This window comes from Microbulbifer maximicatervae (SeqCode) (assembly GCF_052467385.1).
Genome location: NZ_CP174311.1, coordinates 1,480,319 through 1,492,181, shown reverse-complemented (window position 1 = coordinate 1,492,181; position 11,863 = coordinate 1,480,319). Strand labels below are relative to the sequence as shown.

Below are 11,863 nucleotides of genomic sequence, written 5' to 3'. Positions count from 1 at the left end.
GGAGAGCAAAAACCAAACAAAATTGCCCAGAGGGCAGCAAATACAGCCTACAAGGTGTAGAAGCCGATAGCAGGTGGTCCGCTATGGGCAAATACTCCCGACCTGGCGCATCTTATCTTTTGGTGCCAACCGGCAATTCAATTGCCCCGACACCAGAGCTCCATAAGTTATTTCAAGTCTATGACGCTTTATAAGAAAAGCTGATAACGAACTGTAAGAGCAAGGACATATCCGCCCAATACGCTAATTGGGGAAATCGCTTCCGATGAGGCTGAGTTTCCTAACGATAACGCAGCCGGTTTCCCCATGTACCGTAAGTGGCACTATCATTACTAACCCATAATCCTCCATCACAACTACTTAATCTGCCTATAAATCCATTTTATCGATTAAATTGAATTTTTAACTAAATCAAGGCATGTGAATTTTAATAAAGCAAAACCCATATTCTTTGGAAATTTGACTGAGAGGGATGACCTTGGACACCCTACTTAACTGAGCTTACTAACAAATGAAAGCCAACCATAAAATACAATCAATCCATTATTTGGCCTTCCAGGATTTATCGCCGATACCTCGATACTGGAATTTCAACATTCGCTTCACTACAGCAAAGCGCAAAATAAAAGCTCTTAACCTTACTGAAAGCAAGAAGTAAATGATGAAAATAAATTGATTTTTTCAGCAAGATGGAACCTCACGATTTATCCTATAAGTGCATGAGCAATACCATGTTCATTAAAAATAGACTTATTAAGACGACAGTCGGTGAATATGCTGGAGACCTCATAAGATCATTGAATCAGCCAATGGAAAAACTATCTTCAACAGCGCCAAAACTCCCAGCGCAGGTTCAGACAGCTAAAGGAAAATTAATAGTGTAATTTCAACAAGCTCTCATTTCAGCTATACAGCCTCTAAGTCTATCCCGCCTTAATTAATAGCCCTAGATGCTAACAACACTAGCATTACGGAAACAGTTAATTTATATACCTGCCAACAATAATCAATGACTATTTTTGTAACCCAAAACTCATATGCAGTACGAAAACTGGCAGCGCCCCCTAAAGCCAAGACCGCTAGACTTCAGAAGACATCTATAAAAATGCAAAAATAGGTTGGCAAGAAATCCCCTCACCAACCTACATATTCATTCAATCAAATCTAAACAATGAATCACAGATTTCACCGGATTAATCAAAACCCTTTACTAACACTTAAGCCAACAATACGAGGCTCTAATGTAAACACATTAGTAGTAAGACCTGAATCATCACTATTAGTGAACATATCAGTGATAGGCGCATCATCAAAAATATTCTTCACGTAGAGCTGCATATATAGATCAGAGTCAGGATTGCTGAGGCTAACTGAAGCATTGAGATTACTCCAAGCCTTCAAACGATCATACTCAGTGTTATATACACGAGCATAACTTTCCGACTGGCGGTAGTAATCTGCTCGTAGAGTTAAATCCCAATTCTCAATAGGAATCGTATGTTCCACTCCGAAATTAACGGTGAAACGTGGTGCGTTGGGCAACTCATTTCCACTTAAATCAGCAGCAAAACCACGCCCCCCATTAGGTGCATCGGTTAGCGGGTTGTAGGGATCAACTCCATAATTGATATCATGGCGCAATGCATCCGAGACTTCGATTTCTGGAGAGAATGAACCATACTGGGCGGAACCCGCACAAAGCGACCAAATAGCGAAAATATTAGGCGCAGCCATAACCGCTTCAACTAAATCCACAGGTGCAATACAGTTAGACGGCACCTGGATGCTAGGACGAACCAGTACCCAATCTTCATTGCCCTGAGTACGATCCATCACGTCAACAGATTCCTCTCCGTCTGCAATTCGGGTTTTTAGGTACCCTAAATTCATATCTATTCGTGTTGCATCTGTAAGCTGCCAAGCCAGCTCAAGCTCAAGCCCCATAGTTTCCGCATCAAAATTCTCATTGAGAGAAATTCTGTCAACAATTTGAGAGACTTGATAGTCGGTATAATCGTAGTAAAAGGCACTAGCATTAAGCGATAAGCTACCATCGAAAAGAATGTTCTTACTGCCAAACTCAATTGCGTTGACAAACTCCGGCTCAAAAGAATCTTCCAGGGGCTGAAACTGTACTATTGCTGGATCAACCTCGGCTCGGGGAGGGTTAGTACCACCACCTTTATAGCCGTGCGCAAAGGACATATAGAGCATAGTTTCATCCGTAAAGGGCAGATCCGTTCTCCAGTCCAAAACTGCACGCCCGGTGTACTCCTTCCAGTTCTGAGTAGCCGGATCACCTTCCGGATAGCCTCGATGGACAAGCCCCCCGGAGACTTCACCGGAGGAGACTTCCCCCGTTACCGGATCATAAAAAGTACCTAACAACAGCTGACTGGGTACTGGAGTAGAGCGCTTGCGATCATTTGTATAGCGAAGGCCGGTAGTTAGCTTTACATCATCATTAATTTGCCAATAAGTTTCACCAAATAATGCCCAAGAATTAACTTCCACCAAATTTCGGCTCAAGAAATAGTTATGTCCTTCCTCATCAATGTTTTCTATCGAATTAGGGTCAACATAAATACAATCTGAACCAACATTTACTTCTGGATCAGTACAGTTTTGAAATACTAAGTTGAAATTTTCATCGCGGTCGGCATTATATAGATATTGCGCCACCATACTAAATATATTATTGAATACAAAATAGTCATCTTGGGTTTTAAAGTCTAAATAGTTTGTGCCCACTGAAAAATTCCAAGGACCATCGAAAGATGTCTGCAATCGGAATTCCTGGCTCCACTGTTTATTATCTGATCGACTAATATCAACTGCCAACAGTCCTTCAGAGGGTCCCAACTGTGGATCAGTAAAAACTCCCCCCGGTGTAGGTTCTAAATTACCCCCATCATTAAAGATGGGATCTGAAACATAACGATTATAATCTTGGGATGAATAGTAATCGTCCTTAGCATAAGTCGACTGAGAGTAAAATGTAAGAGAGTCTGTCAGGCCCCATTCGAAGTTCAGTTGCACTAAGTCATTCTCTGCGCGGAATACCGGATCATAACTGGTTTCAATTTTACGAAGATCACGTGACTGCGTTGAATTCGCATAAGGGTCAGTAAACCAGTCAATAACCTGGCCATAGCTCGTGACAATTAACCCGGTAGCCAAAACGCTTGCAAAACCCTGGGCATTGGGTGCGCTGTAAGCGTCATCACTATAAATCGAGCTAGGCAGACAACCCTGACTAAAAAACACTGGCGTAAAGCCTGTTAGTTCAGTATCACCAATATGTGTTCGGCCTGGATCTTTTGTACAAAGTTGCTTGCCCGTGCGTGAGCGCCGATCATCTTCTTCAAAGTGTTGCCATATTAAATTGGCACTAAAGGATTCACTGGGCTCCCACTCAAAGATTGCACGAGTAGAATATAGATCGCGGTCATTAACATCGTTACCGGTATAAGTGTTGTAATCAAAACCATCACGCTTAGTCATGGCCCCGGAGAAACGCAACGCCATGGTCTCCCCCAATGGCATATTAAACATTCCGCTGGCGCGCTTGGTGTTATAACTGCCCACCTCCGCCTTGATCTCAGAGGCAAACTCATCTCCAGGCATAATTGGCAACATATTAACTACGCCAGCTGTCGCGTTGCGGCCATAAAGTGTACCTTGGGGGCCACGCAAGACTTCAACCCGTTGCACATCAAAGAACTCTTGCTCAAATAATCGATTGCGAATTAAAGGAGTATTGTTGAAGCTCACAGCAACCGCCGGGTCTGAAGCAGCAGAAACAGCTTTAGTGCCTATACCGCGAATAGAGAAGTTATAGGTGCTGAAGTTGGATTTAGAAAAATTGGCATTTGGGACAGCTCGTAGCAACTCTTCCCCCCGCTCAATTTTAAGGTCATCCATACTGTCACCACTGAGTGCAGATACTGCAATGGGCACATCTTGAATACTCTCTTCAATCTTCTGCGCAGTAACCGTGATCTCCTCAATCACCTGTCTTGGGTGTTTACCTTCTTCACTCTCCTGGGCACTGGAAATGGTAGGAACAACTGCAAATGCCAAAGAGGCAACAATGGAGCTGTACCAGGGAGTAATTTGGCATGAATGTCCAGATTGATAAATCGCTTGTGCAATCAATGTTTTCTTTTTGACAGGTTTCATCATCACACTACGTCTCTCTTTATTGTCGGTATTATTGGGTTATTGACCTGATATAAACCTATTTCAGGCTCAACAACATTTAAGACGCGAGAGCTAAAAGAAAGGGGGGATAAAAAATAAACTTGATTTTTGGCGGGCTAAAGCAGAATTATCAACTAAATATTTAGAAAGCTGCAACAGTTAGAACTAAAAAGCCAAACCTCTGGCGTAGCGCTAGCAGAATCACTCACCAAAAAATTTCTAGTTGAACTTGTTGTCCCGTTAGACATCTACTCGAAAAAAGGTCACAACCTACAGTACAATATGACCTATTTTGCGCCATCAAGGAGCTTCCTCTGCCACCTGCCTAACCTTGGTCAAAGCACGCTGTATTAATTCTTTAACCGAATCCTTAGAGATTCCCATTTGCTCCGCAATTGCTTGATAAGTCATTCCCTCAAAGCGATGATAGCGAAAAGCTGTACCAGCTCTTGGCGGCAATCCTAAAATAGCTTCCAGAACTCGGGTATAAGCCTGTATTCCCATCACCGTCCGTTCCGGACTAATCATGTAAGGGATATCGACTTTGTGATCAATAGAGTCATGTAACCCTCCACACCTAGACTTTTGACGCCTACCATGACTAATCAAAAGATTTCTTGCCATGGCATAAATGTAAATTCTTGGGTTTTCGATTTGCCCTCCATACTTTTTGATACGAATATATAACTGAATAAAAACCTCCTGAACTAGATCATCAACATCAGATAGATTAACTCGGGAAGAAAAGTAACGTTTCAAATCCAATCCATACTCACCAACCCACTGCGTCACATCATCCTGATAAAAGTTTTCCATTTTTCTAGTAAACCATCTCGCGTGACCGACCGGTTTCCCTGAGCTTCTGGAAAATTTTGCAATACTTAGTACAACTTACAGAGGCTCTCTAGAGACAATGAACAAAACAAACCATCGATCAATTATTTTTTGGTCAAATTATTTTTGTAGTACAAAACCAGCCTTCTTTTCAAAATCGAGTATCAACTAGCTAAACCGATATAAGTCTTTAGTTTTACTAAAGTTAACTTCCCCTAAAAACACAGAGAGTAGACAAAAAACATACGATAAACGACCACCTCCAGTGACTGGAAAAAAGTAACGCCTAAATTACAAGCATAGAGAGGTATTACTATGAACTTCAGCGCCTAAAGGCTAATCAAATCGTAGACTATTAACCTTCAAAAGGAGGGAAAATAAAAGAGGGGAAAATGGAACAAGTACTTGGATAATTGTAGATATGAAAAAGTTACATTACGAAATATAAAAATAGAATTACTTACTTCTTCCGTTTTTGTAGTAGTAAAGTAGATTTTTACACTTCCACAGAAACATTGAGAGCTTCATACTCTTTATCTTATTACAAAAAAAATTGCTATCTTTTGAATAAATCTTATGCGAACAGTTTTCAAGATGAATCATTTCTATATGCTAGAGTACTTTCCTGACTTTTTGTTCACGCCGGCATAGTCGCAACTGGGAAAGAAAATGACACTTTCGTTTATAGAGCCTGTCAAGCCACTATACAAAAAGTACAAGCGTTTTATCCGTGCTAAAGCCCTGAGAGGGCCCTAAGCAACCTTGTTTTGCACTCTCAGCCTTTGTTCAGCCCCTTCACTTTCATTGAACGCAGACATCTCACCGTTCCAAATTCCTCGAAGCAGCAGCCTGGAGTTAAAGATCCTATCAGTACTAGGTCCTATTCACTTTACGTTAAGTTACCTAAGAGTTACGAAAGTACCCTCGACTAACGATATCCTTTAGTGCTTATGACAGATGCAGACTCAGCCTTTCAGGCCACTTCAGGTACAACTCAAGTGCCGATGGATTTTGGCAAACTGCAGGAAGTCATTTTAGTTGGACTATCTTACTCAAAAGGGTCAAAAATCATGCCAGCCGTCTTCGGGACTTTACCCCCATCAGCGATAAAAACTGGAAATATTTAACTGGCAAGGCCTATGCGCATGCCACTTTTATTCATGACGTCATTTTGCCCCTCCTAGCAAGATCACATAGCCTATCTGACATCGGACACACCTTTATAGCGCACTCTCTAGGCGGGCTATTTGGCACATATATGTTGCTTACCAGGCTAAGCGGCTTTGATGACTATATCCTCAGCAGGATATCGGTGTGGCACGATCGTGCAAGAATCTTTAATATGAAAGCTACTTTCAGCTCTAATTACCGAAAGGTGTTTATTGGATTTGGTGCTATAGAAACTCCAGAAAAAAGCCAAATTCGCAACGACATGGTAAGGGGAGCGAGGCAGCCCCAAAGAAAATTAGTCATTGAAGAAGGCTAGAGATAAGCCCCCGACTGCTCATTATTCCAGAAGCAAATCATGGCACTTCATTTCCAACTACTGCCATTTAGGACTTGGCTTGCTATACAGAACGAGAATGTAAGAGCAATAAAAATATGAGCTACTAGATGACAGTTTTATCAATACAAAGGTCTTTTATATCAACGATATACAACCACTAAAATTTATAAAAATCTCATAGGTGTGATGAACAAACCAAAGATAAAAAGGCTATCCTTATTGTTATAGCTGGCATTTTTTCATTGACACTATAGCCTCACTTTACCAAAGCTATTATCTAGGGATGATAAACTTCAAATCGCCATACGATCCTCTCTCAGACACCCTGCTTCAGGTAAAATATCTACATCAGAGGCGCCCCATGAATCTGAGCATAATGATTTTATATAACAACCCATAATACCTGAACACTTGCCACCCCAGGCGTAGAACCATTTTTTAGTTATTTTAGAGCAAGAGCTTAATTGCTATATAGTGAATTTAAGGAAAGCTAGCTTTCATAGAGTAGCAATATTGCCTATCATTGATTATAACCTTGCACGGACCCTATAAGCCCATTAGTACTGGGGTTTAAACATCCACCTACTATTTTCCGGACTTCTGTCTGACAGCCTAATTAAATCGAAACCCCTAGTGAGAGGTTAATAGCTTATATTACCGATATTCACGGGGTATCTATATCGAGAAAAGCCCCATGAGCTCTCGAATAAACTATTTATCCACTTGAAAATAAGAGCCCAATCTAAAACAATAACATTCGCCTAAGTTCGACAATAAGGAAGTATCGAAACAATGAAAAATAATGCCAAAAAAGCACATCTTTTCGCTCCGCTAATAATAATGCTATCACTGAGCCCTGTCAGCGGATCAGCAAAGTCCATTAACAATGAAAAACCGCACACCTTTACTACATGGAGCAAACAAACTGCAGAGGGCTATCAAGGCTTTATTGAGGTACCAGAAGATCGCACTAAGAAAGATAGCCGTAATATCACCCTCCAATATGTAAGGTTTCCTGCAACAGGAAAGAAAGTGGGCCCACCAATAATCTACCTGGCAGGCGGCCCTGGTGGCTCAGGAATTACGGCCGTTAACTATCGCTTTGATATGTTTATGGCGTTGCGACAATTTGGTGATGTTATCGCATTAGATCAACGTGGTAGCGGCCGCTCCAATGACCTTCCCAATTGTGAATCCAAGCAAATTGTACCTTCCCTTGAACCAATCACCGATACCCAGTATATCAACTACCACCGCAAAGCCCTAAAAGAGTGCTTACATTTTTGGGAGCTTACTGGTGTAAACCTAAATGCCTATAATACTCTCGAAAATGCCCGAGATCTTGATGCCATACGGAGCCATTTGGGTGCAGAGAAAATAGTATTGTGGGGAACATCTTATGGAAGCCATCTCTCTTTGGCAGCGGTAAAGGAGATCGAAGGTTCTATTGATAAGCTAATTTTATCCAGTGCAGAGGGTTTGGACCAAACCATCAAGCTGCCCGCCCGAACAGATTACTATCTAAACCGTCTACAACAGGCAGTCAATCAGCAACCCGCAGCAAAAAAGCCTATCCAGATATTAAAGCACTTATAAGCCGAGTCCATAAAAAACTTGAGTCACAACCATTGAAAATTAAAATGCCTCAACGGGATGGCAGGGAAGTCGAATCCCTCCTACAGCGTAGGGATATGCAACAACTAGCCTCGGCATTCATTGCGGACCCTAAAAGTGTCAGCCATCTACTCAGGTTTTATCGCGATTTGGACCAAGGAGCTACATTAAGTTTCGACAAGGTGCCCAGACGTTACTTCCCCGATGAATTTCTGCAACCAGGCATACCCATATCCCTGCGCCCGATGCCTACGGCGATGGATATAGCCTCTGGAATTGATATGAAGCGTAAAGCACAGGTTGTTGAGCAGGCACAAAAATCTCTACTGAAAGACTACCTAAATTTCTCTCTGCACTACGATAATTTGGCGCCAGAGTTAGACCTTGGGGATAAATTTCGAGAAAAGCCAGTCAGCAATATTCCGGTATTACTATTTAGCGGGACCTTGGACGGAAGAACTTATCTGGAAGGTCAATATGAAGCCATTTCAGGGTTCAAAAACGCCACTAAAGTAACAGTCGAAAATGCAGGGCATAATTTATTAATGGCTTCTCCTGAAGTCCAGGATGCGATAAATCTATTTATGGAGGGGCAGCCTATCCCGAATACCCATATCGTAGCCAAACTACCCAACTTAGCTCCATAACCAGTATCCGCCGATCGATAGCTGCGCTGTTAGGGTAAAAGACTCTTCCGCAGCTTTCTCCCTTTCTCGCATCCAACAAACCCTCACATTACCCTTGTCCTAGAAGCAACTGGAGGCTGGGGGATGACCAATATCACCGACGAAGTCCATCGTGGTGCCATCTGTGACCTCAGGGCGTTGCAGCAACCTGGTCTCGACACCTTTAAACGTTACATTCGCGGCAGCTTACCCGGGCCCCCTTTTTGGCGACTAACGGGTATGACTCCCACCGAGGCCGGCCTTGGTAAGGCCACCTATTCTATGCCTATTACGCCGTGGCTAGCTGATGGGACCGGGATCTATTGGGGGGGTATCTATGCGATGTTTGCAGACGCCCCCTTGGCCTCCGCAATATGGACAACCTTGCCAGCTGGTAAAGTCTTGAGCACATCAGAATTAAATATGTGCTTTATTCGACCCATCACTAGCAGTACACAAAATATTGTTGGTAGAGCTACGACCGTTCATTCAGGCAACCAGGTGGGGCTCTCAAGTATTCAGATTAACGATCAGGAGGGGAGAACCCTCGCTTTCGGTAGCACTCGCTGCCTTATTGCCGACTTTCCAGTCAACCCAGATCAGGAGCTTCCAATTCCCGACCTAGGACCAACAGATACACCTGACCCTTATCTTCGCCCTCCTCCAAAAACGTTCTTTTGCGACATGGCACACTTACCGGAGCAAGTCCCTATCGAACTGCAGAGAACCACGATTAGTGAGGGGCGAACTCACCCTATCTGGATGCTCACAGGTTACCGCGCAATAGAGGTTGAAAATGGTCGCTGTATCTCGACTATGCCCTCCTCTCCCTGGTTCTCCAATGGGACCCTTTCTATATATGGTGGACTTTTGGCATGGGCCGCAGATTTCACCATGGGAGGCGCGGTCTACTCCACACTGCCTGCAGGATCTATATTCGCTACTCTGGACATGCATATCCGCTTTGCTCGCCCAGCCAAGCTCAACAGTGGCGACTTGATTCTGGAGGCGCAGGTACTCCACCGCGGCCGGCAGCTGAGAGTATCCTCTTGCAACATTGATACTCCCAGTGGCAAGCGGGTGGCTATTGCTACTGGCTCAGCCCTGGTAATTCCAGGGGGCGCTCAAATGCTGAGTGACGGCAAGGAACCCGATGAAATCATCGCAACTGCTACCTCCGGTAAGCCTTGGACACCATAAAAATCTTTAGCGGTAGTTGGACCATCTTCAGGTAAAATACCCTCACAAACTATCAACCCATATGGTTGGTGAAAATTTGATCAGGCATACCTGTAAAGGCTGCCGAAACTTTAGACTTTCACGGGGAAGAGACTATGGCCTCATTGCAAGACCAACTACTCCAAGCAGGACTTGTCGATAAAAAGAAAGCCAAACAAATCAGCAAAGATAAACGGAAGCAACAGAAAGTTGCGAAGAAGTCTTCACAACCCCAGATTGATGAAACAAAGCTAGCAGCACAAAAGGCTCAAGCAGAGAAAGCCGCTCGTGATCGCGCCCTCAATGCTGAGCGCGATGCGGCTGCACAGCAGAAAGCTATTGCCGCGCAAATCAAGCAATTGGTGGAAAAAAATCGCCAACCTTATTCTGGTGAAATTACTTATAACTTCACTTTCGACAAAAAAATCAAAACCATCTATGTCAGCGAAGAATTAAGGGATCACTTGATTGCGGGGCGCCTGATGATTGTTGTCCAGGGAGAACAATTTGAGTTGGTTCCACGGGTTATTGCCGAGAAAATTGCGGAGCGCAATAGCGATATCGTAATCAGGCCTGCTGAAAGTTCAGCAGTGGTAGATGAAGATGATCCCTATGCAGACTTTCAGATCCCCGATGATCTTATGTGGTAAGCAGTCAAATGGAAAAAGCTGTTACTCAGGCGGTAGAACAATGGCTTACTGATGTGGTTGTCGGTCTCAACCTCTGCCCTTTCGCACGCAAACCTCTGCGTGCAGGGCAAATTCGACTCAAGGTGAGTCCTGCCACAGGAGACGAGGCGCTACTCAGTGATCTATTGTCGGAATTACGTCGGCTCGATACCACTTCGGAATCTGAATTGCTTACCACCTTATTGATTATCCCTAATCACCTAGGGAAATTCAGCGACTACAACCAGTTCCTGGATTTAGCAGAGTGGTTACTGGAACGCAACGACTATGTAGGAACCTATCAATTAGCCAGCTTCCACCCAGATTATCAATTTGCTGGCACTGCAGCCGCCGATGCGGAAAACCTAACTAATCGCGCACCCTATCCTATCTTACACCTGCTGAGAGAAGAGAACCTGGAAAAAATGATTGATCTATATCCAGATCCAGAGAGTATTCCAGAAAATAATATCCGTCGTATGGAATCATTAAGCCATGAGGAAAAACTAAAGTTATTTCCCTACTTATTTCTTCAGGGCAACAAGAAATAATGAAGCCTCTGGCAGAATTATTACGATTAAGGAAGCAGATCCGAGTTATCGGTTTTGATGACGCCCCTTTTGAAAAACGAAGGGGCGCGCCGGTAAAAGTAAGCGGTATTATCTGCACCAAAACTCGCTTTGAGGGAATGCTTTGGGGGCAGGTAAGCAAAGATGGGATGGAAGCTACAGAAACTCTTGCCACACTGCTGAAAGAAAGTAAATTCTACAGCCAGGTAAATGTCGTATTGACCGATGGAGTAGCAGTGGGTGGTTTCAATATTATTGATCTGCCCAAGCTGGCCGATATCTTACAGCGCCCTTGTATCGCGTTAATGCGAAAACCACCAGACATTCAAGCCATTGATAAAGCGCTGCAAAATTTTCCTGACTATCTACTGCGTAAAGAGACCCTGATGAAAGCTGGGAGTATCCATAACTACAATAACTTCCATTTTCAAGTGCAGGGATGTGAACCGGGGATTGCCGCCCAGGTGTTAGAGCAAACCACTGACACTGGGTATGTCCCTGAAGCTCTACGTTTAGCCCATATGATTGGCGCGGCAGTAATGACCGGACAAAGTGGCAAACGCGCATAATTCCAATAGCACAACA

At 43.5% G+C, this 11,863-nt stretch carries 8 protein-coding genes; 6 read left to right on the top strand and 2 right to left on the bottom strand.

The genetic code is table 11. The annotated features are described in order from the left end of the window. Window positions 1–1,197 precede the first annotated feature (1,197 nt). Together ACJJIR_RS06510 and ACJJIR_RS06505 are read right to left on the bottom strand one after the other, a co-directional pair. Window positions 1,198–4,185: a TonB-dependent receptor gene (locus ACJJIR_RS06510; protein WP_444907718.1), complete on the bottom strand. Its 2,988-nt coding sequence runs from the start codon at window positions 4,183–4,185 to the stop codon at window positions 1,198–1,200. A 318-nt stretch (window positions 4,186–4,503) separates the two neighbouring features. Further along, complete coding sequence (locus ACJJIR_RS06505; RefSeq protein WP_444907717.1) at window positions 4,504–5,019, bottom strand: RNA polymerase sigma factor; 516 nt, start codon at window positions 5,017–5,019, stop codon at window positions 4,504–4,506. 2,317 nt (window positions 5,020–7,336) lie between these two features. Here ACJJIR_RS06505 and ACJJIR_RS06500 point away from each other — a divergent pair. From ACJJIR_RS06500 to ACJJIR_RS06475, 6 genes are all read left to right on the top strand, one after another. Further along, window positions 7,337–8,140, top strand: coding sequence for an alpha/beta fold hydrolase (locus ACJJIR_RS06500; RefSeq protein WP_444907716.1), 804 nt, complete (start codon window positions 7,337–7,339; stop codon window positions 8,138–8,140). A gap of 44 nt (window positions 8,141–8,184) precedes the next feature. Beyond that, window positions 8,185–8,805, top strand: a complete 621-nt coding sequence (locus ACJJIR_RS06495; RefSeq protein ID WP_444907715.1) for an alpha/beta hydrolase — start codon at window positions 8,185–8,187, stop codon at window positions 8,803–8,805. Window positions 8,806–8,928: 123 nt separating this feature from the next. Next, window positions 8,929–10,023 (top strand): PaaI family thioesterase, encoded by a 1,095-nt coding sequence (locus ACJJIR_RS06490; protein ID WP_413662716.1) that lies wholly within the window; start codon window positions 8,929–8,931, stop codon window positions 10,021–10,023. A gap of 134 nt (window positions 10,024–10,157) precedes the next feature. Continuing rightward, window positions 10,158–10,691, top strand: coding sequence for a DUF2058 domain-containing protein (locus ACJJIR_RS06485; protein ID WP_413662717.1), 534 nt, complete (start codon window positions 10,158–10,160; stop codon window positions 10,689–10,691). Between the two features lie 8 nt (window positions 10,692–10,699). Continuing rightward, complete coding sequence (locus tag ACJJIR_RS06480; protein WP_413662718.1) at window positions 10,700–11,260, top strand: DUF1415 domain-containing protein; 561 nt, start codon at window positions 10,700–10,702, stop codon at window positions 11,258–11,260. Further along, entirely contained in the window at window positions 11,260–11,847 is a 588-nt protein-coding gene (locus tag ACJJIR_RS06475; protein ID WP_413662719.1) for an endonuclease dU, read from the top strand. The genes ACJJIR_RS06480 and ACJJIR_RS06475 overlap by 1 nt, the downstream gene beginning before the upstream one ends. Window positions 11,848–11,863 lie beyond the last annotated feature (16 nt).

What these genes read in the sequence shown, in the direction of transcription:
- ACJJIR_RS06495 (WP_444907715.1), top strand. Translation starts at nt 8,185, where the DNA reads ATGCCTCAACGGGATGGCAGGGAAGTCGAATCCCTCCTACAGCGTAGG.
- ACJJIR_RS06500 (WP_444907716.1), top strand. Translation starts at nt 7,337, where the DNA reads ATGAAAAATAATGCCAAAAAAGCACATCTTTTCGCTCCGCTAATAATA.
- ACJJIR_RS06490 (WP_413662716.1), top strand. Translation starts at nt 8,929, where the DNA reads ATGACCAATATCACCGACGAAGTCCATCGTGGTGCCATCTGTGACCTC.
- ACJJIR_RS06485 (WP_413662717.1), top strand. Translation starts at nt 10,158, where the DNA reads ATGGCCTCATTGCAAGACCAACTACTCCAAGCAGGACTTGTCGATAAA.
- ACJJIR_RS06475 (WP_413662719.1), top strand. Translation starts at nt 11,260, where the DNA reads ATGAAGCCTCTGGCAGAATTATTACGATTAAGGAAGCAGATCCGAGTT.
- ACJJIR_RS06480 (WP_413662718.1), top strand. Translation starts at nt 10,700, where the DNA reads ATGGAAAAAGCTGTTACTCAGGCGGTAGAACAATGGCTTACTGATGTG.
- ACJJIR_RS06505 (WP_444907717.1), bottom strand. Translation starts at nt 5,019, where the DNA reads ATGGAAAACTTTTATCAGGATGATGTGACGCAGTGGGTTGGTGAGTAT.
- ACJJIR_RS06510 (WP_444907718.1), bottom strand. Translation starts at nt 4,185, where the DNA reads ATGATGAAACCTGTCAAAAAGAAAACATTGATTGCACAAGCGATTTAT.